This window comes from Xanthomonas sp. CFBP 8445 (assembly GCF_025666235.1).
In the GTDB taxonomy this organism is placed as follows: Bacteria; Pseudomonadota; Gammaproteobacteria; order Xanthomonadales; family Xanthomonadaceae; genus Xanthomonas_A; species Xanthomonas_A indica.
The window spans coordinates 351,996-375,370 of record NZ_CP102594.1 but is presented as its reverse complement, the minus strand read 5'-3'; the positions used below and the strand labels follow the sequence as shown (position 1 = coordinate 375,370).

The following is a 23,375-nucleotide window of genomic DNA, read 5'->3' as shown; positions in this document are numbered from 1 at the left end:
TCCATGTCCGATTCCCCGCGTCCCCCTCGCGCACGCCGCACCGCGCGTGCCGCCACCGCCCCCACCCCGCCCGAGCGCGGCCTGGCCGCGGAGCTGATGCGGCGCATCGGCGAGTGCGAAGGCGACCCGAACTTCATGACCTCGCTGGCGCGCGGCCTGGCCGTGCTCAGCGCCTTCGGCCAGCACAGCCGCGACGTCAGCATGGCCCAGCTCAGCGCCGACACCGGCATCCCGCGCGCGGCGGTTCGGCGCGTGCTGTACACGCTGGAGAAGCTGGGCTACGCCGGCACCCACGGCCGCGGCTACGTGCTGCTGCCGCGCGCACTGGGCATCGGCAGCGGCTACCTGTCCACCGCCGCCCTGTCGGTGGCGGCGCAGCCGGTGCTGGATGCGCTGCGCGACGACCTGCACGAGTCCTGCTCGCTGGGCGTGCTCGATGGCGACGACCTGCTGTACGTGGCGCGCGCGGAAACCGTGCGGATCATGTCGATCGGCCTGCGCGCCGGCAGCCGCCTGCCCGCCTACTGCACCTCGATGGGCCGGGTGCTGCTGGCGGCGCAGCCGGGCGACACCTTGAACAGCTACCTGGACCGCAATCCGCTGCGCCCGCGCACCGAACGTACCGTCACCGACCGTGCGCAGTTCCAGGCGCTGCTCGAACGCGTGCAGCGCGACGGCCATGCGGTCGTCGACCAGGAACTGGAGATCGGCCTGCGCTCGGTGGCGGTGCCGGTGCGCAACCGCCAGGACCGCGTGGTGGCCGCGCTCAATGTCGGCAGCTCGGTGGCGCGGATGACCCTGGGCAGCCTGCAGAGCACGGTGTTGCCGGCACTGCGCCACGCGGCGCAGCAGTTGAGCCGCGTGCTGGACTGACCCTCATCCGCCCTGCGGGGCAGCTTCCCCGAAGGGCCGTGGTCCCCGGTGGGGCGAAGGGAAAGCCCCTCTCCCTCCGGGAGAGGGGTTGGGGTGAGGGTACGGGGCGCGAAGCGCGCGCGGATCTGGCTTGCGCGAGGCACCCGTCGCAGGACAGACAGCAGGCACACTGCGTGCCGCTTGCGACGAGTCGGCGCTAAACCGCAGGCGCCATCATCCTGCCGCGGCAGCGGCGCCCGCGCTCAGTCCGCCGCTTCGGCGGCCTGCTCGGCCAGGATCGGCGCGGCCAGGGCGAAGGCGTGGTTGGCCGCGGGCACGCCGCAATAGATCGCGGCCTGCAGCAGCACTTCCTTGATCTCGTCGGCGCTGACGCCGTTGTTGCGCGCGGCGCGAACGTGCAGCTTGAACTCCTCGTCGTGGCCGCGGGCCACCATCATCGCCAGGGTCAGCAGCGAACGCGTGTGCCGCGGCAGGCCCTCGCGGGTCCATACCGTGCCCCAGGCGGTGCGGGTGATGAACTCCTGGAATTCCTCGGTGAACGGCGTGCGCGCGGCCAGCGAGCGGTCGACGTGGGCATCGCCGAGCACCGCGCGGCGCACCTGCAGGCCGGCGGCGTAGCGTTCGTTCTCGTGCATCGGGGCAACTCCTGGAACGTGGGGAAAAGGCGAGCGCGATCTACTGCAACAGGAAGCGCAGCAGCGCGTCGTTGAAGGCGTGCGGCGACTCCACGTTGCACAGGTGGCGGCCATGCACCTCGGCATACTCGCCCTGTGCCACCTGCGCGGCGATGGCCTGCAACTCGGTCGGCGGGCACACCGGATCGTCGTGCCCGGCCACGGCCAGCACCGGCACGCGGATCTCGCCCAGGCGCGCACGGAAGTCGGCCTCGGCCAGCGCCTGGCAGCAGCCGATGTAGGCCTGCGCGTCGGTGGCGCGGAAACTCTCCAGGATCGCCTCGACGGTACCCGGCTGCGCCTCGGCAAAGGCCGGGGTGAACCAGCGCGTGCGGGTGCCTTCGCACAGCGGCGCCAGGCCCTCGGCGCGGACCTGATCGATGCGCGCCTGCCAGCTTTCGGCGCTGCCGATCCTGGCCGCGGTGGCGCACAGGGTGAGGCTGAGCAGGCGCTCGCCGGCGTGCAGGCCCAGCCACTGCCCGGTCAGCCCGCCGATCGACAGGCCGCAGAAGTGGCTGCGTTCGATCGACAGTGCATCCCAGAGCGCCACCACGTCGCCGCCGAGATCGGCCATGGCGTACGGTGCGGGCGCGGCGGTGGAAGCGCCGTGGCCGCGGCGGTCGTAGCGCAGCACGCGGAAATGCGGCGCCAGCGCCGCGATCTGCGCGTCCCACATGTGCAGGTCGGTGCCGAGCGAATTGCACAGGGTCAGCCACGGACGGCCTTCGCTGCCGTCGATGCGGTAATGCAGACGATGCGTGGGCAGGTCGAGGATCGGCATGGTCGGCGCTCGCTTGGAGAGGGGATTGGGCCGTCGCGCAGCAAACCGCGCGGCACCGGCAAGTCTAGAACGTGTCGCCGACACTGCGGCAGACAGGCACGGCGCGGCGCCTCACCCGCGCGACTGCGCGGCGAGCACGCGCTCGATCCACACCGCGGCCATGCCGCGCCAGCTATCGCTAGCGAACAGCGCATCCAGTTGCGCCGGCGCCAGCACCGCGGTCACCTGTGGCTCCTCGGCCAGCACCGCGCGCAGGTGCTGCTGCGTGGCCAGCGCACGACGCACCGCCGTTTCCACCAGCGCGTGCGCGGCAGCCTTGCCCAGCTGGGCGGCGAGAGTCACCGCCACCGCCTCGGCGTAGAGCAGGCCGCCGTGGCTGTCCAGATGCGCGGCCATGCGCGCACGGTCCAGTTCCAGGCCCTCGGCCAGCACCCGCACCTGGGCGAGGCTGCCGGCGCTCAGGCGCACCAGTTCCGGCAGGGTCTCCCATTCGGCATGCCAGCCGCCGACCGCGCGTTCGTGTTCCTGCGGCAGCGCCGCGAACAGGGTCGCGAGCAGGCCCGGTGCGCGCGTGGCCGCGGCGATCGCGACCACGCAGCCCACCGGATTGCGCTTGTGCGGCATCGCCGAGGAACCCCCCTTGCCCGCCGCGGCGGGTTCGAAGGCCTCGGCCACTTCCGACTGCATCAGCAGGGCGACGTCGCGGCCGATCTTGCCGAGGCTGCCGGCGAGCAGCGCGAACGCCGCGCCGATCTCGCCGATCCGGTCGCGCGCCGCATGCCAGGGCAGCGCCGGCAGCGGCAGGCGCAACTCCGCCGCCAGCGCCTCGGCCACCGCCAGGCCTTGCGACTGCAGCGCGGCCAGGGTGCCGGCGGCGCCGCCGAACTGCAGCACCAGCGCATCCTCGCGCAGCGCCTGCAGGCGCCGACGACTGCGCTGCAGCGCGTCCAGCCAGCCCGCGGCCTTCAGCCCGAAGGTCACCGGCACCGCCTGCTGCAGCAAGGTGCGTCCGGGCAGGCCGGTGTCGCGCTCGCGCTGCGCCAACGCCGCCAGCGCCGCGCACAGCGCGTCCAGTTGCGCCTCCACACGGTCGAGCGCGGCGCGCAGCTGCAGCACCGCGCCGCTGTCGATGATGTCCTGGCTGGTCGCGCCCCAGTGCACCCAGCGCGCGGCGTCCTCATCGGCGGCGGCAACCTGCGCGGTGAGCGCCTTGACCAGCGGGATCGCCGGATTGCCGGCCAGCGCGGTGGCGGCGGCGAGCGCGGCCACGTCGTAGCGCGCGGCATCGCAGGCGGCGGCGATCGGCGCCACCGCGCTGGCCGGGATCACTCCGCAGCGCGCCTGCGCGCGTGCCAGCGCCGCTTCCACGTCGAGCATGGCCTGCAGGCGCGCGCGGTCATCGAATAGTGCATCGACGGCCGGATCGCCGAACAGCGGACGCAACAGGGACTCGGAGACGCTCATCGGTTCGTATGCGGTGGAGAGATCATGCAGCGTAACCGCTGCGGACTGTGCGGGATGTCGCCGCGCTCAGTAGCGGAAGAACACGGTCTCGTGCTCGCCCTGCATGCGCACGTCCCACTGGTAGCGGTTGGACGCCATCGGTTGCGCGATCAGGGTGGCGCGGCGCTCGGCCGGCACCTGCGCCAGGATCGCATCGCCGTTCAGGTCGTCGTCGCCGAAGTACAGCCGCGTCGGCGCGGCGCGCAGCAGGCCGCGCATGAACACCAGCACCACCAGGTGCGGCGCCTGCAGGCCCTTGGGCCCGGCGACGCGCCCGGGCTTGACCGTGCGGAAGGCGAAGCGGCCCTGCACGTCGGTCGGCACCCGGCCCCAGCCGTGGAAGGCGGGATCGTGTTCGCCGCGGCGCGGATCGGCGGCATGATCGTAGATGCCGGCGGCATCGGCCTGCCAGATTTCCAGCAGCGCATCGCCGACCGGCACGCCATGTCCGTCGAACACGCTGCCGGCGATCTCCACATGGGTGCCCTGCGCCTGCGCCGGCGCGATCTCGGTGCGGTACAGCGGCTCCAGCCCGATCCGGTAGTAGGGGCCGACCGTCTGCGAAGGGGTTGCCTGGAAACTCATCGCCTCACTCCCAAGGGGTCTGCTTGCGTCCGCGCAGGACGATGTCGAAACGGTAGCCCAGCGCGAACTCGTTGGCGGTGTTCTCCCAGTCGAACGTGGAGACCATGCGCTCGCGCGCCTTGGGATCCTCCACGCAGTTGAAGATCGGGTCGAACGCCAGCAGCGGATCGCCGGGGAAATACATCTGCGTGACCAGGCGCTGGCCGATGCCGTCGCCGTGCAGCGAGAAATGGATGTGCGCCGGGCGCCAGGCGTTGTAGTGGTTGCGCCACGGATACGCGCCGGGCTTGATGGTGGTGAAGCGGTAGCGGCCGTGGTCGTCGGTCAGCACCTGGCCGGTACCGGTGAAGTTGGGATCCAGCGGCGCATCGTGCTGGTCGCCGGCGTGCAGGTAACGGCCGGCGGCATTGCACTGCCAGACCTCGACCACGCTGTGGCGCACCGGCTTGCCGTTCTCGTCGAGCAGGCGTCCGCTGACGATGATGCGCTCGCCCAGCGGCGCGCCGGGGAAGCCGGCGGTGAGATCGGCGGCATGTGCGCCCAGGGTGGTGCGGTCCAGGGTCGGGCCGGTGGCCTCGGACAGGGTCAGCGGGATCGCGATCGGATCGCGGGTCGGGCCGCGCGCGCCGGTGGAGGCGTAGGGCGGATGCAGATAGGCCGGCTGCGTCCCGGGGTACGGGCGGCGATAGCCGAGCAGGGGATCGAGGGGGGTGTCGTCGCGCATCGTGCGGTCTCGCTGGCTCCGCGCGGAGCCGGTTGGCTGGAAGGATGATGCAGGCGTGCGGGGCGCAGCGTCGATGGGGCGAGCGGCTACAGCCGCTCGATCGCCAGCGCCACGCCCTGGCCGACGCCGATGCACATGGTCGCCAGCCCGCGGCGGCCACCCGTGGCCTCGAGCTGGCGCAACAGGGTCAGGGCCAGGCGCGCGCCGCTCATGCCGAGCGGGTGGCCGAGCGCGATCGCGCCACCGTTGGCGTTGACGTGCGCGGCATCGTCGGCGACGCCGAGTTCGCGCAGGCAGGCCAGGCCCTGCGCGGCGAAGGCTTCGTTGAGTTCGATCGCATCGAAGTCGCCGATGGACAGCTCCAGCCGCGCCAGCAGCTTGCGCGTGGCCGGCACCGGACCGATGCCCATGTAGGCCGGCTCCACGCCGGCGCTGGCGAAGCCCAGCACGCGCGCGCGCGGGGTCAGGCCCAGCGCCTGCACCTGCGCGGCGCTGGCCAGCAGCAGCGCGGCGGCGCCGTCGTTGATGCCCGAGGCGTTGCCGGCGGTGACCGTACCGGGCTGGCGGAAGATCGGCTTGAGCCTGGCCAGGGCCTCGGGCGTGGTGTCGGCGCGCGGATGTTCGTCGACACCGACCTCGATGGTCTCGCCGCGCTTCCTACCCGGGGCGGTCACCGGCACGATCTCGCCGTCGAAGAAACCGGCCGCCTGCGCGGCGGCGGTACGCTGCTGGCTGCGCAGCGCGAAGGCGTCCTGGTCCTCGCGCGAGATGCCGTGGCGCGCGGCCACGTTCTCGGCGGTCTCGCCCATCAACTCCACACCATAGCGCTGCTGCATCTTCGGATTGACGAAGCGCCAGCCCATGGTGGTGTCCTCGAGCTGCTGGTTGCGGGCGAAGGCGCTCTCGGCCTTGCCCATCACCCACGGCGCGCGCGACATCGACTCCACGCCGCCGGCGATGGCCAGGTCCAACTCGCCGGCGCGGATGCCGCGCGCGACGGTGCCGATGGCATCCAGGCCCGAGCCGCACAGGCGGTTGACCGTGCTGCCCGGCACGCTGAACGGCAGGCCCGCCAGCAGCAGGCTCATGCGTGCCACGTTGCGGTTGTCCTCGCCGGCCTGGTTGGCGCAGCCCAGGTAGACGTCGTCGATGCGCGCCGGATCCAACTGCGGATGCCGCGCCAGCAGCGCCTGCAGCGGCACCGCGCCGAGATCGTCCGCACGCACCCCGGCCAGGGCGCCGCCGTAGCGGCCGATCGGCGTGCGGACGCCGTCGATGATGTAGGCCTCGTTCATGCCGCCTCCGTGGAATCGGCCAGGGTCAGCGCCAGCCCGGTGGCCTGGCGCAGGTCGTCCAGGCTCACGCCGGCGACCAGTTCGAGCACGCGCGCGCCGTCCGGCCCCAGCGCAAACACGCCCAGGTCGGTATACACCCGCGACACGCAGCGCAGCCCGGTCAACGGATAGCTGCAGGCGTTCACCAGCTTCGGTTCGCCGCGCTTGGTCAGCAGTTCCATCATCACGTAGACCTGCTTGGCACCGATCGCCAGGTCCATCGCGCCGCCGACCGCGGGGATGGCATCGGCCGCGCCGGTGCTCCAGTTGGCCAGGTCGCCGTGCACCGACACCTGGAACGCACCGAGCACGCACACGTCCAGGCGCCCGCTGCGCATCATCGCGAACGAGTCGGCGTGGTGGAAATAGCAGCCGCCGGTCAACAGCGTCACCGGTTGCTTGCCGGCGTTGATCAGGTCCAGGTCCTCCTGCCCCGGCGGCGGCGCCGGCCCCATGCCGAGCAGGCCGTTCTCGCTGTGCAGGAAGATTTCCTTGTCCGCCGGCAGGAAGTTGGCCACCGCGGTCGGCAGGCCGATGCCCAGGTTGACGTAGGCGCCCTCGGGGATGTCGCGCGCCACCCGCGCGGCCAGCGCATTGCGGTCGATGCCGCGGCTGCTCAATGCGTGCATGCGTCCTCCCGCGTGGCGCTCACCGCCACCAGCCGTTGCACGAAGATGCCCGGGGTCACCACCGCTTCCGGATCCAGCGCGCCCAGCTCCACCACCGTGTCCACCTGCACGATCGCGCAGGTCGCGGCCATCGCCATCAGCGGGCCGAAGTTGCGCGCGGTCTTGCGGTACACCAGGTTGCCCCAGCGATCGCCGCGGTAGGCCTTGATCAGCGCGAAGTCGGCGCGGATCGGATACTCCAGCACGTAGTGGCGGCCGTCGATCTCGCGGGTCTCCTTGCCGGCGGCCAGTTCGGTGCCGTAGCCGGTGGGGGTGAAGATCGCGCCCAGGCCGTTGCCGGCGGCGTGGATGCGCGCGGCCAGGTTGCCCTGCGGCACCAGTTCCAGTTCCAGCTCGCCGGCGCGGTAGGCCGCGTCGAAGTGCTGCGAATCGCTCTGCCGCGGGAACGAACACACGATCTTGCGCACGCGCTTGTGCTTGATCAGCGCGGCCAGCCCGGTCTCGCCGTTGCCGGCATTGTTGTTGACGATGGTGAGTTCGCGCGCGCCCTGTGCGATCAGCGCGTCGATCAGCGCATCGGGCATGCCCGCGGTGCCGAAACCGCCGATCATCACCGTGGCGCCATCGTGGATGTCGGCCACGGCGGCGGCGCACGAGGCCATGGTCTTGTCGATCATCGGCGCCGCTCCGCCGTCGCCGGCCGGGGGCGCAGCGCACAGGGGCGCAGGCGCATTACGGGGTGTGCCACGACATCCTCCTCCAGGTCGCTTCGGGAGGCCACGTTAGGCCCGCTCCGGCGGGCGGTCAATCCGATTATCGGATGCATAGTTCGATAAACGAACAATTTAACGATGCGGCAACGGCGCGCCGCCTCGTCCCTGTTGTATACATTGGGCCGTCGTCCCGCATCGGGCGACGGTGCGATGGCAGTGCAAGTCCGCCATTCGCCCGCAACACGCAAGGATCTTTCCCCAGCCTGTTGTATACACAATCGAGGTCGCCGCCATGCAGTCGTCCGCTCCGGCATTTCCGCTCAATGCCTGGTACGCCATCGCCTGGGATCACGAGGTCAAGCACGCGCTGCTGCCGCGCAAGGTGTGCAATCTGGACATCGTGCTGTACCGCACCAGCAGCGGCCGCGTCGCCGCGCTCGAGGACGCCTGCTGGCATCGCCTGGTGCCGTTGTCGATGGGCCGGCTGCGCGGCGACGACGTGGTCTGCGGCTACCACGGCCTTGTCTACGACGCGAACGGGCGCTGCGTGCACATGCCCTCGCAGGACACCATCAATCCGTCCGCCTGCGTGCGCCGCTTCCCCACCGTGGAGCGGCACCGCTACGTCTGGGTGTGGCCGGGCGATGCGGCGCTGGCCGATCCGGCGCTGGTGCCGGACCTGCACTGGAACGACGACCCGGCCTGGGCCGGCGACGGCCGCACCATCCACGTCAAATGCGACTACCGGCTGGTGCTGGACAACCTGATGGATCTGACCCACGAGACCTTCGTGCACGGCTCCAGCATCGGCCAGGACGAGGTCGCCGAGGCGCCGTTCGACGTGGTCCACGGCGAACGCAGCACGGTGGTCTCGCGCTGGATGCTCGACATCGACCCGCCGCCGTTCTGGGCCTGGCAGATCGAACACGCGCACGGCTACCGCGGCAAGGTCGACCGCTGGCAGATCATCCGTTTCGAGGCGCCGTGCACCATCGCCATCGATGTCGGCGTGGCGGTGGCCGGCAGCGGCGCGCCGCAGGGCGACCGCTCGCGCGGCGTCAACGGCTACGTGCTCAACACCATTACTCCGGAAACCGACCGCACCTGCCACTACTTCTGGGCGTTCGCGCGCAACCATTCGCTGCACGAGCAGTCGATCACCACGCGCCTGCGCGACAGCGTCAGCGGTGTGTTCGGCGAGGACGAACTGGTGCTGGAAGCGCAGCAGCGCGCCATCGACGCGCACCCGGACCACGTGTTCTACAACCTCAACGTCGATGCTGGCGGCATGTGGGCGCGGCGCCTGATCGAGCGCATGGTCGCCGCCGAGCAGCGCAACCAGGACCTGCAGCTGCGCATGGTCGGCTGAGCCCGCCCCGCCCTGTCGCACAGGAACCCGCCATGCCCGCCGCGCATCCGTTCCGCTCCAGCGCCGCACAGACCACCCGCGCGCTGCTGGAACTGCGCGAACTGATCCTGGCCGGCGAGCTGGCCGCCGGCGAACGCCTGTCCGAGGTCGCCCTGGTGGAGCGCCTGGGCGCCTCGCGCACGCCGGTGCGCGCCGCCCTGCAGCGGCTCGCCGAGGAAGGCCTGGTGCAGCCGCTGCGGGGCGGCGGTTACGCGGTGCAGGCATTCGACGAGCGCGACGTGGACGATGCCATCGAACTGCGCGGCACCCTGGAAGGCCTGGCGGCGCGGCGCGCCGCCGAACGTGGCGCCGATCCGGCACTGCTGGCGCAGGCGCAGGCGCTGCTGGCCCGGATCGACGCGGTGCTGGCGCCGCGACCGCTGAGCGAGCAGGCCTTCGCCCACTATGTCGACTGCAACGCGCAGTTGCACGCGCTGCTGTTCGAGATGGCCGGCAGCGCGCTGTTGTCGCGCGAGTTCGCGCGGGTGACGCAGCTGCCGTTCGCCTCGCCCAGCAGCTTCGTGCTCGAACGCGCCCAGGCTGCCACCGTGCTGTCGATCGCGCAGGACCAGCACCGCCAGGTGCTGGACGCGATCGTGCGCCGCGAAGGCGCGCGCGCCGAAGCGCTGATGCGCGAACACGCGCGGCTGGCGCAGCGCAACGCCCACCACGCCCTGCACGACCAGAACGCGCTGGGCCAGATTCCCGGCAGCCGCCTGCTGCGGCGCCGCCCGCCCGCCTGATCGCGGCGCGCGTCGTACCCGCCTCCCCTCCCCTTCCCCGCCTGCCGGACCCCGCCATGCGCAAAGACACCCAGTGGACCATCGCCCGCGTCGTCGCCGTTGCCACGCCGTGCCAGGACGTACGCGAGATCGTGCTCGATCCGGGCAGCGCCAGCCGCCCCTTCACCGTGGGCAGCCATCTCGACGTGCGCGTGCGCATCGGTGACGCCTGGCACGAGCGCTCCTATTCGCTGGTCGGCGAGCCTGCCGCCGATGGCCACTACCGCATCGCCGTGCGCGCGGTGCCAGACAGCCGCGGCGGTTCGCGCGCGATGTGGGCGCTAGCGCCGGGTGCGCAATTGGAGATCTCCTCGCCCAACAACCATTTCGCCCTGGACGAGACCGCCGAGCACATCGTGCTGGTCGCCGGCGGCATCGGCATCACCCCGATCCTGGGCATGGCGCAACGGCTGGCGCGCGGGCGCATCCCGTTCCAACTGCTCTACGCCGGCCGCAGCCGCGCCAGCATGGCCTACCTGGAGCATCTGCAGGAGCTGCTTGGCGAGCGCCTGCAGCTGTTCTGCCCGGAGCATCTGGGCCAACTCGAGCTGGCCGCGCAGATCGCGCAATGGCCGCGCAACGCCGACGTCTACGCCTGCGGCCCGCTGCCGTTGCTGCACGAACTGCGGCAACGCTGGCGCGACGACGGCCGCGCCCGCGCGCGCCTGCATTTCGAGACCTTCGGCAACAGCGGCAACGCACCGGCGCAGCCGTTCGTGGTGCAGGTGCCGGCGCTGGGCAAGACCGTGCAGGTCGCCGAGAACGAGTCGCTGCTGGATGCGCTGAGCGCGGCCGGCGTAGAAGTCATGGCCGACTGCCGCCGCGGCGAATGCGGCCTGTGCGTGGTCGAGGTGCTGGAAGCCGCCGCGCCGCTGGACCATCGCGACGTGTTCCTCAGCGACGAGCAGCGCCACAGCAACCGCAAGCTGTGCGCCTGCGTCTCGCGCGCGCTCGGCGGCAGCCTCAGCATCGACACGGGCTACCGCGCCGACGCGTTCTGACGCCTGCGCGCATTCCCCTCTCAGCGCGCGCAGGCGCCGTCCACGCGGGTGGACGGTACCTGCCAGCGATCAACGCGCGCGACGCGACCTCACTTGGTCGCCGCGTCCCAATGCTCCTGGATCTTGCCGTTCTGGATGCGGAACATGTCGAACCAGGTGGTGGTGTAGGTCTTGCTGGCGTCCTTGGGATCGGGCAGCGTGCGCACCGACACCAGGGTCACGTAGTCGCCCTCGGCCAGGATCGCCACCAGCGGCAACTGCACGCGCGGCTGGATCGGCGTCGGCTTGACGAAGGAGGTCAGGAACGCCAGGAACGCATCGCGGCCGTTGGCCACATTCGGGTTGTGCTGGATGTAGTCCTTGGCCATGTACAGCGGCGCATATTCGGTGTGCCCGGCTTCGAATACGATGCGCCAGAAGTCGTAGACCAGGCGCTTGTTGGCGGTGGTGCGCCAGTCCTCGCCGTGCAGCAGCTGCGCGTGGTTGGGATTGGCGGTGACCGCGGTCTGCGCGAACGCGGACGCGGCGGGGAGCGCAAGCAGCAGCGCCAGCAGGCAGGCCTGAAAGCGGATCTTCATGGAAGACTCTCCGATGGGGGAACAGGGAAATGCGCGATGACGACGCGCTGCCGCGATGCGCGGCAGCGATGGCACCGGCGCGACTGCAGCGTAGCAACGCGCACGGCCTGCGCAACGCAGGAAACCGCGGAAAACACGCGGATTTACCGGCTTTTTTCCTGGTCTGGGAGAATCGCCACAATTACCTCGACCTCAGAAATGGCGAAGTAACACGCACCTAAATGTGCGTATGCAGCGCATGGCGCAGCGACGCGTTGACGGTCCGCACCATCATCCACCGGCTCGTTTGATCGCCATCATCGATTGCGATGATCGACGACTCTTCTGTCGAGAGCGGGGATTCGGGATTGGGGATTGGAAGAAAGCGGAGACGGGCGCGATCAACATGCGAAGAGGGACTGGGACCCGCGTGGCAAATCCCCAATCCCGACTCCCCAATCCCCGCTCTAAACCGCCAACGGCAGTCCCGCGTAGTTCTCGGCGATGGTCGCGCGGCCGGCCGCGCTGCCGAGCAGGTAGTCCAGTTCCGCATCGTGCAGGCGGCGGCTGAACGCGTCCTCGTCCGGGAAGCGATGCAGCATCGTGGTCATCCACCAGGAGAAGCGCTCGGCCTTCCACACGCGTTGCAAGGCCAGTTCCGAATAGCGCTGCAGCGGCGCGTCGCTGTGCTCTTGCTGCGCTTGCGCGAACAGCTGCGCGAGCAGACCGACGTCACCGGCGGCCAGGTTCAGGCCCTTGGCGCCGGTCGGCGGCACGATGTGCGCGGCATCGCCGGCCAGGAACAGGCGGCCGTACTGCATCGGCTCGGCGACGTAGCTGCGCAGCGGCGCGATGCTCTTCTCCAGCGAGGGGCCGGTGACCAGCGCCTGCGCCACGTCGTCGGGCAGGCGGCGGCGCAGTTCGTCCCAGAAACGCTCGTCCGACCAGTCCTCGACCCGCTCGTCCGCCGGCACCTGCACGTAGTAGCGGGTGCGGGTGGGCGAGCGCATGCTGCACAGCGCGAAGCCGCGCGCGTTGCGCGCATAGATCAGTTCGTCGGCCACCGGCGGGGTGTCCGCCAGCACGCCCAGCCAGCCGAACGGATAGACCCGCTCGTACACGCGCAGCACCTCGGCCGGGATGGCGCGGCGGCTGACCCCGTGGAAGCCGTCGCAGCCGACCACGTAGTCGCAGTCCAGGCGCTGCGCGGCGCCGTCGTGCACGAAGCGCAGCCAGGGCTGCCGCCCGTCGATGTCGTGCAGCTGCACATCCTCGACGGAATAGAGGGTGGTGGCGCCGGCGGCGCGGCGTGCGTCCATCAGGTCGCGGGTCACTTCGGTCTGGCCGTAGACGGTGACCGCACGGCCGCCGGTCGCCGCGCTCAGTTCGATGCGTTCGCGGCGCTGCTCCAGCGCCAGCTCGAAGCCATGGTGGACGATGCCTTCGCGCTGCATGCGCGCGCCGGCACCGGCGGCGCACAGCAGGTCGGCGGTGCCCTGTTCCAGCACGCCGGCGCGGATCCGCGACAGCACGTGCTCGGGCGTCTGCCGCTCGACGATGACGGTGTCGATGCCGTGGCCGTGCAGCAACTGTCCGAGCAGCAGCCCGGCCGGGCCGGCGCCGACGATGGCGACCTGGGTACGCATGCGTCTTCCGAAGGATGGGACCGACGCACAGTGTTCCGGCTGCGGCGTGCCGAGGACATGGATCATTGCGATCGATTTCGGTACTTTTCGCCGATGCCCCGCACCGCTTCAGCTGCCGCCACGTCACCGGTCACGGTCCCGGCCTTCCGCCTGTACGGCGAGACCGGAGACCGCGAGACACCGGACCTGTTGCACTGGGAATCCATCGCCGCGCGCAGCCGCCTGCACGACTGGCACATCCGCCCGCACCGCCACGACGACCTGCTGCAACTGCTGTATCTGCAGCGCGGCAGCGCCGGCCTGCACTTGGACGGAACGCAGCAGCGCCTGCGCGGGCCGTGCCTGCTGCTGTTGCCGCCGCTGTGCGTGCATGGCTTCCGCTTCCAGCGCAACGTGCGCGGCCATATCGTGACCGTGTCGGCACCACTGCGGCAGCGCCTGGCGGCGCAGTGGCCGAGCCTGGAGGAGGCGCTGACGCGGCCGGCCTGCCTGCCGGCGGGCGAGCAGCACCCGATGCTGGACGCCTGCTTCGCCGCCATCGCCGCCGAACACGCGCAGCGCCGCCCCGGCCGCGAACCGATGCTGCAGGCGCTGGCGACGCAGGCCTTGCTGTGGGCCGCGCGCGGCGCGCTGGCGCAGACGCATGCCGATCCGCACGATGCCGACCGCGGCGCGCGCCACGTGCGCGCCTACACCGCGCTGATCGACGCGCACTACCGCGAGCACTGGCCGCTGGCGCGCTATGCCGACCGGCTCGGGCTGAGCCGCAGCCATCTCAACACGCTGTGCCGGCGCCTGGCCGGTGCCTCGGCGCTGGAACTGCTGCAGCGCCGGATCATGCTCGAGGCGCGGCGCAGCCTGGTCTACACCACGTTGACCGTGCAGCAGCTCGCCACGGTGCTGGGCTATGCGGACGCGGCGTATTTCAGCCGCTGCTTCCGCCGGCATGCCGGGTGTTCGCCGATCCAGTTCCGGCAGCGGGCGCAGGGGTGAGCGCGTGGGGTTCGTCGAGATGGCCCGGTCGCGGCTGAAGCCGCTCCTACAAGGATTTACAGGGAGATACCCGCGTCGTCCGGTGTAGGAGCGGCTTCAGCCGCGACGAACGCAGCGGCAATGGCGAGTCACCGCAGAGGCGTCGGGACTGAAGTCCCTCCCACAGTGCAGGGCCGACGCCGTATTGGCCGCGCGTAGCTCAACCCGCAGGCCACCGAGCAGACATCGCTCCTGCGAGCAATGCATCCACACGCATCACCGGGCGCCGATGTGGCGCCCGGTGAACATCCCCTCAGAACGGATACCGCGGCGCGCTGTCCTGGATCGTCACCCACTGCCAGTGCGTGTACTGGCCCCAGTCGGCCGGGCCGCCCATGCTGGTGCCGTTGCCGGAGGCGCCGGTGCCGCCGAACGGGTTGGTGACTTCGTCGGCCACGGTCTGGTCGTTGATGTGCAGCAGGCCGGTGTGCAGGCGTTCGCCCAACGCCATCGCGCGGCCGACCGAGGCCGAGAGGATGCCGGCCGACAGGCCGTATTCGGTCTGGTTGGCCAGCGCCACCGCGTCGTCGTCGCTGTCGAAGGCGATCACGTTGGCGACCGGGCCGAATACTTCTTCCTCGAACGCCGGCATGCCCGGCTGCACGTTCGACAGCACCGTGGCCGCGTAGAACAGGCCATCGTGGGTGCCGCCGGCCTCGATCACGGCGCCCGCCGCCACCGAGGCATCGACCACGTCCTTGACGTGCTGCAGCTGGCGCTGGTCGATGATCGGGCCGAGCGCCACGTGTGCGGTGGCCGGGTCGCCAACCGGCAGGTGCCGCGCCTTCTCCGCCAGGCGCCGGGTCAGCTCGGCGGCGATGCTGCGCTGGACCAGCACGCGGCCGGTGGCCATGCAGATCTGGCCCTGGTGGAAGTAGGCGCCGAAGGCGATCGCCGACACCGCCTTGTCCAGGTCGGCATCGTCGAGCACGATCAGCGAATTCTTGCCGCCCAGTTCCAGCGCGGTCTTCTTCAGGTGCTTGCCGGCCAGCTCGCCGATGCGGCGGCCGGCGGCAGTGGAGCCGGTGAACGCGATCATCGGCACGCCCGGCGCCTCGACCAGGGCCTGGCCAGCATCCGCGCCGCCCGGCAGCACGTGCAGCAGGCCCTTCGGCAGGCCGGCCTGCTGCAGCACCTCGGCGATGACGAAGCCGCCGGCGTACGGCGTGCGCGGATCGGGCTTGAGCACCACCGCATTGCCGACCGCCAGCGCCGGCGCCACCGAGCGCAGCGACAGCACCAGCGGGAAGTTGAACGGCGAGATCACCCCGACCACGCCCAGCGGCAGGCGCCGCGCCAGGCTCAGCCGGCCCGGCGCGGTCGGCAGCACCTGGCCCTGCGCCTGCAGCGGCATCGCCGCGGCCTGCTGCAGCAGCACGATCGCCTCGCGCACCTCGTGCTCGCCCTTGGGCAGGATGCCGCCGGTCTCGCGGGCGATCAGCGCCGCGGCCGCCGCCGCATGCTGCTGCAGCACCTGCGCGGCACGATGGAACACGGCCGCACGCTCACGCGGCGGCGTGGCGGCCCAGGCGCGTTGCGCGGCGCGCGCCTGCACCACCGCCGCGGTCACGTCGGCGGCGTTGGCCTGGCCGACGCGATGCAGCGGCGTGCCGCTGCCCGGTTCGATCACCTCGAGGACGCCGCCCTGGGCGGCGATCCACTCGCCATTGAAAATGCGCTCGCTCCAGGTGGACGCGGCGGCCAGGGGTTCGGTGCTGTGCATGCTGTGTGCTCTCGTGGAAAGAGGAAGAAGAAGTCGTTCAGAGGGCGGTGGCCGCCAGGCCGCCGTCCACCGGCAGGTTGACGCCGTTGATCCAGCGCGCCGCATCGGAGGCCAGGAACACCACCGCCTCGGCGACTTCGTCGGCATAGGCCGGGCGCTTCATCTTGCCGGCGTCGGCCTGGACCCGCTCGGGCCCGAGCATGGTGACGAAATCGCCCAGGATCGGCGTGAACACCGGGCCCGGCGCGACGCTGTTGACGCGCACCGAATGCGTGGCGAACCAGTCGCGCGAGCGCAGCAGCGTCCACACGATCAGCGCTTCCTTGAAGTACTGGTAGCAGGTGTCCTGCGGCACCGGATGCGCCGCCAGCCAGTCGTGGCCGGCGGCGTAGCTGTCGGCGGCGGCCAGCTGCTTGTGCAGGTCCAGCCGCTGCGGCCACTCCGCGCCGAGGATCGAGGCGATGTTGATGATGCTGCCGCCGGGCACGATGCGCGGCAGCAGCGCCTGGCTGAGGTGGCGCAGGCCCAGGTAGTTGACCTTCGCCACCACGTCCACCGGCGCGGTGCCGGGCACGCCAGCGATGTTGGCCAGCGCGTCGATGCGCTCGGGCAACTGCGCCACCAGCGCATCGATCGAAGCCGGGTCGCCGAGGTCGGCCTGGTGGAAGCCGTGCAGGGTCATGTTGACCGGCTGGCGGTCGATGCCGATCACCGTGGCGCCGTGGAAGCGCGCCAGGCGCGCGACCTCGGCGCCGATGCCGGAGGCCACGCCGGTGACGAGGAGGGTCTTGTTGTGCAGGTTCATGGCAGCGCGTGTCCGTTGCGGGGTTGGGCGTCAGAAGACGTGGACGTACTGGACGTTGACGTTGTGGCCGGAAGGCGCGTTCTTGACCTCCACCGGCATGTAGAAATTGGCGTTGAAGATGTTCTTCTGATCGATCCGCCACGACAGGCCGGGGCCGAGATAGAACTGGGTCTGCTTGCTGTCGGCGACGCGTTCGCCATTGGTGCGGTTGTCGCGCAACTGCTTGAGGTAGTAGCCGTTGATGCCCACGTGCAGATCCTTCACCACTTCCAGCGAGCTGGCGAAGTTGAGCCATGCGGCGTCGCCGGCCTGGCCGTTGCGGAACACGAAGCCATCGCCCTGCGGCACGTTGGAGGCCTTGTCGGCGCGGAAGTTGTAGAGGTAGTTCAGGCGCCCGCTGATCTCCCAGCGCGGCGTGGGCAGGATGCTGAAGGCCCAGTTCGGCAGCACCGACCAGTAACCCGAGCCCTGGTTGACGTCGCGATTGCGGTCGAACTTGCCGATCGGCGCCAGCACGTCCAGTTCGAAGCGCTGCGAGAACACCGGGCGGCCGTCGCGGATCACCGGCGCCATCTGCAGGTACGGGCCGATGGTCAGGTCGCCCAGGCCGAGGCCGTTGTCGCGCAGCGCCACCGGGCTGTCGTACGCGAACGAGGTGTCCAGATCGACCAGCGCGGCCAGCGCGGTGATGCCGAGCGAGCCGCCGAACAGCTTGTAGTCGCTGAGGTAGGCGACCTGGGTGACCCACACCGAGGAGCCGATGTGCGGATCCCGGAACACCGGCACGTCGTCGCCGTGCGCATCCTTGATCGCGTCGAAGTCGTAGCGGCGCAGATACTGGATCGCCGTCCAGCCCGGATCGGGTTTGCTGAAACCGTCGAAGAAACTGGTACCGCCGGTATTGATGCCGGTCGGCAGGGTGGCGCTCTGCGGCACCGATTGCGCGGCCGCCGGGGCGACGCAGGCGATGGTCAGCAAGGCAAGCAGGGACACGCGCGCGTGGGCACGCGGCGGCGAGGGAGCACGGTGGCAGACACGGGTCACAGGCAAGCACTCCAAGCGAAAGGAGAACGACGGGGTGCGGGGGGAAAGGAACGCGGACAGGCGCCGCCGCGCACAGGGCACGGCCACGCGGCGACGCGCGCCGTCAGCGGGACGCTGGCGGCGGGTCGGGAATCAACAAGGAAGACGGGCGGGCGGCGCTGGCCGGCCGCGGCAACAAGGACCGCTACAGACGCTCGAGCGCGTCCACCCGGTCCAGCCGGTCCAACGCCTGCAGCAGCGCGCGTGCCGAGGTCGCGCCGAGGGCGGTGCTGAGCTGCTGCTCCATGCGCACCACTTCGGCTTCGGCCTGCGCCAGCAGCGCCGTGCCGGGCGCCGTCAGATGCAGGTGCTGCATGCGCCGATCCTGGCGCCCGCGCACCTGGCGCAGCAGTTTGCGCTTGACCAGGCGCGCGACCACGATCGCCAGGTTCGGCGGCGACACGCTGAGCACCTCGCCCAGCTGGCGCTGGTTGATGCCCGGGTTGGCGTCCACCAGCACCAGCAGCGAATACTCCACCGGCTTCAACTCGAAGGCGCGCACGCACTCCTGGAACAGGCGCCGCACCTGCAGTTCGGTGCGGGTGATGCGATAGCCGATCAGGCTGGTCAGGCGCCGCTGGTCCACGCTGTCCGCCGTGTGCGGATCGGCGGGCAACGCGCTGCTGGACATCTCGGGACTGGGTTTCGAACTCACGGCGCTTCCTGCATGGGGCATCCTGCGACCAGGTCACGGCGGATGCGCACGCATCCATCGGCGCCGGCCGGCAACACCGTCGCCGTTGCATTGTAGGGGCATGGCCGCGCATGGTCACAACGCCGCGTCCACGCGCCGCAGCAGCGCCCGGTACGGCGCGGCCGCAGTCCACAGGCACAGCGCGCCGAGCAGCGCCGCGCCCATGCACACCACGCCCAGCGACAGGCCGACCTGGCGCTCGTCGGCGAGCACGTGGTCGGTGCCCAGCGCCACCAGGTACGGCCCCAGGCCCAGCCCGATCAGGTTGACCAGCAGCAGGTAGATCGAGGTGACCTGGCCGCGCAGGCGATTGGGGGTGACCGCCTGCAGGATCGCCGGCGCCAGCGCCACCGGCATGCCCAGCACGAACGTGGTCAGCGCGATCGCCGCCAGCGCCGGCCACGGCCCCGGTGCCACCGCGAACAGCGCACTGCTGACCACCAGCAGCAAGGCCCCGACCAGCGAGATCTTCAGCGCCGAGTCGCGGCTGCCGCGCGCCGCCAGGCGGTCGGCGAAGAAGCCGCTGAACAGCATGCCGGCGATGCCGAAGGTGAGGATGATGATGCCGTAGGCCGGGCCGATCTCGCCCGGCGTCCATTGCCAGCGGCGGATGAAGGTGGCCGGCAGCCAGGCGGTGATGCCGAAGGTGATCATCGCGATCACCCCGTTGGCCAGGAACAGCGCCACGTACACCCGCGCGTTGTCGCGCAGGTGGCGCAGGTCCGGGCGCACGCTCGGCACCGCCGCGGCCTGCTCGCGCCGCGCCGGTTCGCGCACCGTGGCCATCAGCGCGATCACCGCCAGGCCGGGCAGCGCGACCAGGATGAAGGCCGCCTGCCAGGGCCGGAAGCTGCCCAGCAGCGGCAACACCACCGTGCTCTCCTTGCTGGTGGCCGCGATCACCAGGCCGCCGACGATGAACGCCGCCGCCGAGCCGATGTAGACGCCGGAGGTGTACACGCTCATCGCCCGCGCACGCTTTTCCGGCGGGAAGTAGTCGGCCAGCATCGAGTACGCCGCCGGCGACAGCGAGGCCTCGCCGACGCCGACGAACACCCGCGCCAGGAACAGGGTGAAGAAGCTGGTGACGTAGGCGCCGGCCGCGGTCGCCGCGATCCACACCACCACGCCCAGCACGATCAGGTTGCGGCGGTTGCGGCGGTCGGCGACGCGGCCCAGCATCACCCCGATCAGCGTGTAGAACACCGCGAAGGCGAAACCGTGGACCAGGCTGAAGGCCGAGTCGGACAACTGCAGGTCGCGTTTGATCGGCTGCACCAGCAGTCCCAGGATCTGCCGGTCGACGAAGGACAGCGTGTAGGCCAGCAACAGCACGATGGTGACGTACCACGCATACAGCGGGCGGTACGGCGCAGACGATGGCAGCGGATCGCGCATGGGAAGGCTCCGGCTCAGAAGCGCAGGGTCAGGAAGGGGGCGATGTAGAAGTAGTCGCGGCCGCGGACCGGTCCCTCGCGCAGGAACGGCCCGGCCTGGGTGTAGTGGGCGTACACGTCCAGGCTGGCGAAGGCGTTGAAGCGGTACTTCACCCACAGCACCGAGCGCGTGCCGATGTCGCGCGCATCGTTGGCGTCGCCCGGCTGCAGCACCCGCCAGCCGGCCGCGTACACGCCGTCGTGCAGGCTCTGCCGCTGCAGCTTGAGCACGTACATGTCGATCCACAGCCGTTCGCTGGGACGCAGCACCAGCTCGGGGCCGATGGCGCGCACGTTGCTGCTGATCATGCTGCCGTCGAACACCGAGGCGCGCGCGTACAGGCCGTTGAAGGTGTTCAGTTCGCCATCGCGCGGATCGCGGTCGCCGGAGGACGCCTCCATGCGCCAGCCCAGGCGCGGCGTCCACGCGGTCTTGGCGAAGGTGTAGCCGCCGAACAGCGTGCCCTGCCAGGCGCGCACGCGCTGGCCGGCGAAATGGCCACGCTGGCCGATCAGTTCCAGGTCGTAGTCCCAGCCCTGCACCGCACCGCTCAGGCGCGTGGACAGGGTGTGCCGATGCTCCTCGCCGACCACCCCGCCATAGCGGCGCCCGTCCTGCACGGTGTCCAGGTACAGCGTCTCCAGCAGCGCCGCCTTCGGCTGGCTGGGCGACAACGGCACTTCGGCATGTGCACCCCACAGGCGCTGGTCACGGTTGGTGCGGTCGTCGAAACTGCCGGTACGGGTCAGCACCGGGCGCCCCCACAGCAGGCCGCCGCTCCAGCGCGGCTGCCGGGTCAGCAGGCGCACCGCATCGAACGGCATGCGCGAATTGGCCGGATCGCGCGGGTCGAGCAGGCGCTGCCAGCCGTAGGCGATCTGCTGGCGGCCGGCGCGCAGGCGCCAGGCGGGTTCCTTCTGCCCGTCGGACAGTTCGACGAAGCCCTGCGCCAGGTCCAGCGGATTGCGGTCGGTGGCCTGCACCGGCCGCGTCTGCAGGCCGGCCACGCGGCTGTCGGCCAGTTCGCCGAACAGACGCACATACGCCGAGGGCCGGTAGTCGGCCCACAGCCGCAGGCGCTGCTGCGCGTAGCCGTGCGGATCGGTGGCGAAGCGGCCGAAGCCGGCATGCTCGCGATAGTCGTACAGCGTGCGGCTCTCGCCGCCGAGACTGAGCCAGCCATCGCCGAGCGGGATGTACTTCCACTTCTCCCAACCCTGGCGCGGGTGCGCGGCCAGCGCCGAATAGTCTTCCTGATCGGCCAGCAACTTGCCCTGCGGGCCGTTGTTTTCTGCATCGGCCTGGCCGCAGCCGACGCTGCACAACATTGCCAGGCACACGGCACGGGGCGCACGCCGCGCGCGCGCAAGAGGCACAGTCATCGATTCCCTCCCAAGTCTCGAAGCCAGTGGTGCGAAGAAGCGCGATCCGGCTAGCCGGTGGCGCGGTCGGGTGGCCCGGTCATGACGGCGACGCCGCCACCGCGCCCGGCGCGGTCCCGGCGTAGAGCTGTTCGACCAGCGCCGCACGCGCACGCAGCACGTTGCGCTGGTTGATCGAGCCCTTGTCGGTGATCTCGCCGGTCTCCAGGCTCGGCGGCTGTTCCAGCCAGGCCGCGCATGCGACATGGCTGGCGCTGCCGGTGGCGCTGCGGTTGAGCGTGTCGAGCAGGCGCTGCAGCCAGGCGCGCACCGGCGGCGCCTGCAGCACCTGCGCCGCCTCGGCCTGGGCCGGCAGCCCCGACAACGCCTGCAGTGCGTCCAGCCGCGGGAACAGCAGCAGGCCGATGGCGTCGCGGTCGGCGCCGGTCACCACCACGTCCTGCACGTAGGCGGCGCCTTCCATCAGCACGCGCGTGCGCAGCGGGCCGACGCTGACGAACACGCCGGAGGACAGCTTGAAATCCTCGGCCAGGCGCCCGTCGAACAACAGTCCGCGCTCGGGATGCTGCGGATCGATTGGCTTGAGCGCATCGCCGGAGCGGTAGAAGCCCTCCTCGTCGAAGGCCTCGGCGGTCTGCTGCGGCGCGTTCCAGTAGCCCGGCATCACGTGCGGCCCGCGGAAGCGCGCCTCCAGCTTGTCGCCGACCGGCACCAGCTTGACCTCGCAGCCCGGCGCCGGCACGCCAACGTCGCCAGGCGTGTTGCTGGTGCCGTGGGTGAAGGTGCACGAGGGCGCGCACTCGGTCATGCCCAGGCCGGCGAGCATGCGGATGCGCTCGCCGCAATGCGCCTCGGCGATGCGCTCCAGGCGGTCCCAGACCTCCTGCGACAATGCCGCGGCGGCGAAGAAGAACATGCGCATGCGCGACAGGAAGGTCTCGCGCAGCGCCGCATCCTGTTCCAGCGCCTGCGCCAGCTGTTCCCAGCCGCGCGGCACGCTCAGGTACACGGTGGGCGCGATCTCGCGCAGGTTGCGCAGGGTCTGCTGGAACAGCGCCGGGGTCGGCTTGCCGTCGTCCAGATAGAAGCTGCCGCCGTTGTACAGGGCGATGCCGATGTTGTGGCTGCCGCCGAAGGTGTGGTTCCACGGCAGCCAGTCGACCAGCACCGGCGTCTGCCCGAGCACCGGGAAGGTCTGCAGCAGCATCTGCTGGTTCGCGCACAGCATGCGCTGGGTGGTGATCACCGCCTTGGGCAGCAGGGTGGAGCCGGAGGTGAACAGGAACTTGGCGATGCTGTCCGGGCCGCAGGCGGCGAAGGCGGCATCGGCGGCGTCCAGCGCGCGCGGCGCCAGCAACTCCTCGAAGCGCAGGCAGGCGCGATCGCGCAGGGTGCCGCGCACGCACACTGCCGGTACATCGGCGGGGAACACGGCAGCGATCGCCGGGGCGAACGCGTCGCCGTCGCTGGCGAACAGCAGCCCCGGGCGCAACACCTCGGCCACATGCCGCAGCTTGGCGTAATCGCGCGACAGCAGCGCATAGCCCGGCGACACCGGGCAGTACGGGATGCCGGCGTACATCGCTGCGAACGCGAGCTGCAGGTGCTCCAGATCGTTGCCGGACAGGATCGCCAGCGGCCGTTGCGCCGACAGCCCCATGTCCAGCAGGTGCGCGGCGATGCGGCGGGTGCGCTCGAGCATCTGCGCGTAGCTCAGGCGTCGCCACTGCCCCTCTTCGTCGCGCTGCGCCACGAAGGTCGCATCGGGGGTGTGCAGCGCCCAGTGCTGCAGGCGTTGCAGCAGGTGCCGTGGCAGCGGCGCCAGCGGTTCGCGTGCGCGCAGGCGCAGCACGCCGTCGGCATCGCGGTGGACCTCGGTATCGGCGTGGCTCAGTCCGACAGGACGGTAGCGCACGGCGGTGGCAACGGACTCAGCGGCATTCATCGGAACCATCCGGAGGAGAGAGACGGCACGGCGTGCGGCAGCGCCGCCACGGCCCCCGCGGGCC

23 protein-coding genes are annotated in these 23,375 nt (G+C 70.9%); 6 read left to right on the top strand and 17 right to left on the bottom strand.

Annotated features, from left to right (window positions below; all coding sequences use genetic code 11):
• Positions 1-3: 3 nt before the first annotated feature.
• Entirely contained in the window at positions 4-873 is an 870-nt protein-coding gene (locus NUG21_RS01695; RefSeq protein ID WP_242081477.1) for an IclR family transcriptional regulator domain-containing protein, read from the top strand.
• A 242-nt stretch (positions 874-1,115) separates the two neighbouring features.
• Here NUG21_RS01695 and pcaC read toward each other — a convergent pair whose 3' ends face one another.
• The 8 genes from pcaC to NUG21_RS01655 all read right to left on the bottom strand — a co-directional run bounded on the left by pcaC (position 1,116) and on the right by NUG21_RS01655 (position 7,780).
• Positions 1,116-1,508, bottom strand: a complete 393-nt coding sequence (pcaC, locus tag NUG21_RS01690; protein ID WP_160946816.1) for a 4-carboxymuconolactone decarboxylase — start codon at positions 1,506-1,508, stop codon at positions 1,116-1,118.
• A 40-nt stretch (positions 1,509-1,548) separates the two neighbouring features.
• On the bottom strand, positions 1,549-2,328 hold the full coding sequence (gene pcaD / locus NUG21_RS01685; RefSeq protein ID WP_160946817.1) for a 3-oxoadipate enol-lactonase: 780 nt from the start codon (positions 2,326-2,328) through the stop codon (positions 1,549-1,551).
• A gap of 111 nt (positions 2,329-2,439) precedes the next feature.
• Positions 2,440-3,792 carry a 3-carboxy-cis,cis-muconate cycloisomerase gene (locus tag NUG21_RS01680; protein ID WP_263392099.1) on the bottom strand — a complete coding sequence of 451 codons (1,353 nt, stop codon included), beginning with the start codon at positions 3,790-3,792 and terminating at the stop codon, positions 2,440-2,442.
• A gap of 66 nt (positions 3,793-3,858) precedes the next feature.
• Positions 3,859-4,416: a protocatechuate 3,4-dioxygenase subunit alpha gene (gene pcaG / locus NUG21_RS01675; RefSeq protein WP_263392098.1), complete on the bottom strand. Its 558-nt coding sequence runs from the start codon at positions 4,414-4,416 to the stop codon at positions 3,859-3,861.
• A gap of 4 nt (positions 4,417-4,420) precedes the next feature.
• Positions 4,421-5,140 carry a protocatechuate 3,4-dioxygenase subunit beta gene (gene pcaH, locus NUG21_RS01670; protein WP_263392097.1) on the bottom strand — a complete coding sequence of 240 codons (720 nt, stop codon included), beginning with the start codon at positions 5,138-5,140 and terminating at the stop codon, positions 4,421-4,423.
• Positions 5,141-5,226: 86 nt separating this feature from the next.
• Complete coding sequence (gene pcaF, locus NUG21_RS01665) at positions 5,227-6,435, bottom strand: 3-oxoadipyl-CoA thiolase (RefSeq protein WP_263392096.1); 1,209 nt, start codon at positions 6,433-6,435, stop codon at positions 5,227-5,229.
• Complete coding sequence (locus NUG21_RS01660) at positions 6,432-7,103, bottom strand: 3-oxoacid CoA-transferase subunit B (protein ID WP_184502834.1); 672 nt, start codon at positions 7,101-7,103, stop codon at positions 6,432-6,434. The genes pcaF and NUG21_RS01660 overlap by 4 nt, the downstream gene beginning before the upstream one ends.
• Positions 7,091-7,780, bottom strand: coding sequence for a 3-oxoacid CoA-transferase subunit A (locus tag NUG21_RS01655; protein WP_160946822.1), 690 nt, complete (start codon positions 7,778-7,780; stop codon positions 7,091-7,093). The genes NUG21_RS01660 and NUG21_RS01655 overlap by 13 nt, the downstream gene beginning before the upstream one ends.
• Positions 7,781-8,108: 328 nt before the next feature.
• Here NUG21_RS01655 and NUG21_RS01650 point away from each other — a divergent pair, with 328 nt between their 5' ends.
• From NUG21_RS01650 to NUG21_RS01640, 3 genes are read left to right on the top strand one after another with little or no spacing between them, the layout of a single operon-like run.
• A complete protein-coding gene (locus tag NUG21_RS01650) occupies positions 8,109-9,185 on the top strand; it encodes an aromatic ring-hydroxylating dioxygenase subunit alpha (protein ID WP_160946823.1) in 1,077 nt (358 codons plus the stop codon).
• A 32-nt stretch (positions 9,186-9,217) separates the two neighbouring features.
• The gene (locus NUG21_RS01645; RefSeq protein ID WP_160946824.1) at positions 9,218-9,967 is read left to right on the top strand and encodes a GntR family transcriptional regulator; all 750 of its coding nucleotides are present in this window, start codon (positions 9,218-9,220) and stop codon (positions 9,965-9,967) included.
• 56 nt (positions 9,968-10,023) lie between these two features.
• On the top strand, positions 10,024-11,007 hold the full coding sequence (locus NUG21_RS01640) for a PDR/VanB family oxidoreductase (RefSeq protein WP_263392095.1): 984 nt from the start codon (positions 10,024-10,026) through the stop codon (positions 11,005-11,007).
• An 89-nt stretch (positions 11,008-11,096) separates the two neighbouring features.
• Here the strand turns inward: NUG21_RS01640 and NUG21_RS01635 are convergent, their stop codons facing one another.
• Entirely contained in the window at positions 11,097-11,585 is a 489-nt protein-coding gene (locus NUG21_RS01635; protein ID WP_160946826.1) for a nuclear transport factor 2 family protein, read from the bottom strand.
• Between the two features lie 29 nt (positions 11,586-11,614).
• Here NUG21_RS01635 and NUG21_RS01630 point away from each other — a divergent pair, with 29 nt between their 5' ends.
• Positions 11,615-11,806, top strand: coding sequence for a hypothetical protein (locus NUG21_RS01630; RefSeq protein ID WP_263392094.1), 192 nt, complete (start codon positions 11,615-11,617; stop codon positions 11,804-11,806).
• Positions 11,807-12,031: 225 nt separating this feature from the next.
• Here the strand turns inward: NUG21_RS01630 and pobA are convergent, their stop codons facing one another.
• Entirely contained in the window at positions 12,032-13,210 is a 1,179-nt protein-coding gene (pobA, locus tag NUG21_RS01625) for a 4-hydroxybenzoate 3-monooxygenase (protein WP_263392093.1), read from the bottom strand.
• Positions 13,211-13,303: 93 nt separating this feature from the next.
• Between pobA and NUG21_RS01620 the strand changes: the two genes are divergently transcribed.
• Positions 13,304-14,203: a helix-turn-helix domain-containing protein gene (locus tag NUG21_RS01620; RefSeq protein ID WP_263392092.1), complete on the top strand. Its 900-nt coding sequence runs from the start codon at positions 13,304-13,306 to the stop codon at positions 14,201-14,203.
• 292 nt (positions 14,204-14,495) lie between these two features.
• On the opposite strand, the gene NUG21_RS01615 is transcribed toward NUG21_RS01620, so the two are convergent.
• The 7 genes from NUG21_RS01615 to NUG21_RS01585 all read right to left on the bottom strand — a co-directional run bounded on the left by NUG21_RS01615 (position 14,496) and on the right by NUG21_RS01585 (position 23,311).
• On the bottom strand, positions 14,496-15,965 hold the full coding sequence (locus NUG21_RS01615) for a benzaldehyde dehydrogenase (protein WP_263392091.1): 1,470 nt from the start codon (positions 15,963-15,965) through the stop codon (positions 14,496-14,498).
• A gap of 37 nt (positions 15,966-16,002) precedes the next feature.
• Positions 16,003-16,770 carry a coniferyl-alcohol dehydrogenase gene (locus tag NUG21_RS01610; RefSeq protein ID WP_160946830.1) on the bottom strand — a complete coding sequence of 256 codons (768 nt, stop codon included), beginning with the start codon at positions 16,768-16,770 and terminating at the stop codon, positions 16,003-16,005.
• 30 nt (positions 16,771-16,800) lie between these two features.
• Positions 16,801-17,763 (bottom strand): SphA family protein, encoded by a 963-nt coding sequence (locus NUG21_RS01605; protein ID WP_263392090.1) that lies wholly within the window; start codon positions 17,761-17,763, stop codon positions 16,801-16,803.
• A 235-nt stretch (positions 17,764-17,998) separates the two neighbouring features.
• On the bottom strand, positions 17,999-18,484 hold the full coding sequence (locus tag NUG21_RS01600; RefSeq protein ID WP_242081627.1) for a MarR family winged helix-turn-helix transcriptional regulator: 486 nt from the start codon (positions 18,482-18,484) through the stop codon (positions 17,999-18,001).
• A 138-nt stretch (positions 18,485-18,622) separates the two neighbouring features.
• The gene (locus tag NUG21_RS01595; protein ID WP_263392089.1) at positions 18,623-19,945 is read right to left on the bottom strand and encodes a spinster family MFS transporter; all 1,323 of its coding nucleotides are present in this window, start codon (positions 19,943-19,945) and stop codon (positions 18,623-18,625) included.
• A 14-nt stretch (positions 19,946-19,959) separates the two neighbouring features.
• Entirely contained in the window at positions 19,960-21,366 is a 1,407-nt protein-coding gene (locus NUG21_RS01590; protein ID WP_263392088.1) for an alginate export family protein, read from the bottom strand.
• Between the two features lie 79 nt (positions 21,367-21,445).
• A complete protein-coding gene (locus NUG21_RS01585; RefSeq protein ID WP_263392087.1) occupies positions 21,446-23,311 on the bottom strand; it encodes a feruloyl-CoA synthase in 1,866 nt (621 codons plus the stop codon).
• Positions 23,312-23,375: the final 64 nt, after the last annotated feature.

Bases quoted from the DNA above. Each gene is read 5' to 3' on its own strand.
- NUG21_RS01695 (WP_242081477.1), top strand. From the start codon at position 4: ATGTCCGATTCCCCGCGTCCCCCTCGCGCACGCCGCACCGCGCGTGCC.
- NUG21_RS01615 (WP_263392091.1), bottom strand. From the start codon at position 15,965: ATGCACAGCACCGAACCCCTGGCCGCCGCGTCCACCTGGAGCGAGCGC.
- NUG21_RS01630 (WP_263392094.1), top strand. From the start codon at position 11,615: ATGCGCGATGACGACGCGCTGCCGCGATGCGCGGCAGCGATGGCACCG.
- pobA (WP_263392093.1), bottom strand. From the start codon at position 13,210: ATGCGTACCCAGGTCGCCATCGTCGGCGCCGGCCCGGCCGGGCTGCTG.
- NUG21_RS01610 (WP_160946830.1), bottom strand. From the start codon at position 16,770: ATGAACCTGCACAACAAGACCCTCCTCGTCACCGGCGTGGCCTCCGGC.
- NUG21_RS01680 (WP_263392099.1), bottom strand. From the start codon at position 3,792: ATGAGCGTCTCCGAGTCCCTGTTGCGTCCGCTGTTCGGCGATCCGGCC.
- pcaD (WP_160946817.1), bottom strand. From the start codon at position 2,328: ATGCCGATCCTCGACCTGCCCACGCATCGTCTGCATTACCGCATCGAC.
- NUG21_RS01595 (WP_263392089.1), bottom strand. From the start codon at position 19,945: ATGCGCGATCCGCTGCCATCGTCTGCGCCGTACCGCCCGCTGTATGCG.
- NUG21_RS01600 (WP_242081627.1), bottom strand. From the start codon at position 18,484: ATGTCCAGCAGCGCGTTGCCCGCCGATCCGCACACGGCGGACAGCGTG.
- NUG21_RS01645 (WP_160946824.1), top strand. From the start codon at position 9,218: ATGCCCGCCGCGCATCCGTTCCGCTCCAGCGCCGCACAGACCACCCGC.
- NUG21_RS01585 (WP_263392087.1), bottom strand. From the start codon at position 23,311: ATGAATGCCGCTGAGTCCGTTGCCACCGCCGTGCGCTACCGTCCTGTC.
- pcaC (WP_160946816.1), bottom strand. From the start codon at position 1,508: ATGCACGAGAACGAACGCTACGCCGCCGGCCTGCAGGTGCGCCGCGCG.
- pcaH (WP_263392097.1), bottom strand. From the start codon at position 5,140: ATGCGCGACGACACCCCCCTCGATCCCCTGCTCGGCTATCGCCGCCCG.
- NUG21_RS01620 (WP_263392092.1), top strand. From the start codon at position 13,304: ATGCCCCGCACCGCTTCAGCTGCCGCCACGTCACCGGTCACGGTCCCG.
- NUG21_RS01640 (WP_263392095.1), top strand. From the start codon at position 10,024: ATGCGCAAAGACACCCAGTGGACCATCGCCCGCGTCGTCGCCGTTGCC.
- NUG21_RS01635 (WP_160946826.1), bottom strand. From the start codon at position 11,585: ATGAAGATCCGCTTTCAGGCCTGCCTGCTGGCGCTGCTGCTTGCGCTC.
- NUG21_RS01650 (WP_160946823.1), top strand. From the start codon at position 8,109: ATGCAGTCGTCCGCTCCGGCATTTCCGCTCAATGCCTGGTACGCCATC.
- NUG21_RS01590 (WP_263392088.1), bottom strand. From the start codon at position 21,366: ATGACTGTGCCTCTTGCGCGCGCGCGGCGTGCGCCCCGTGCCGTGTGC.
- pcaF (WP_263392096.1), bottom strand. From the start codon at position 6,435: ATGAACGAGGCCTACATCATCGACGGCGTCCGCACGCCGATCGGCCGC.
- NUG21_RS01660 (WP_184502834.1), bottom strand. From the start codon at position 7,103: ATGCACGCATTGAGCAGCCGCGGCATCGACCGCAATGCGCTGGCCGCG.
- pcaG (WP_263392098.1), bottom strand. From the start codon at position 4,416: ATGAGTTTCCAGGCAACCCCTTCGCAGACGGTCGGCCCCTACTACCGG.
- NUG21_RS01655 (WP_160946822.1), bottom strand. From the start codon at position 7,780: ATGATCGACAAGACCATGGCCTCGTGCGCCGCCGCCGTGGCCGACATC.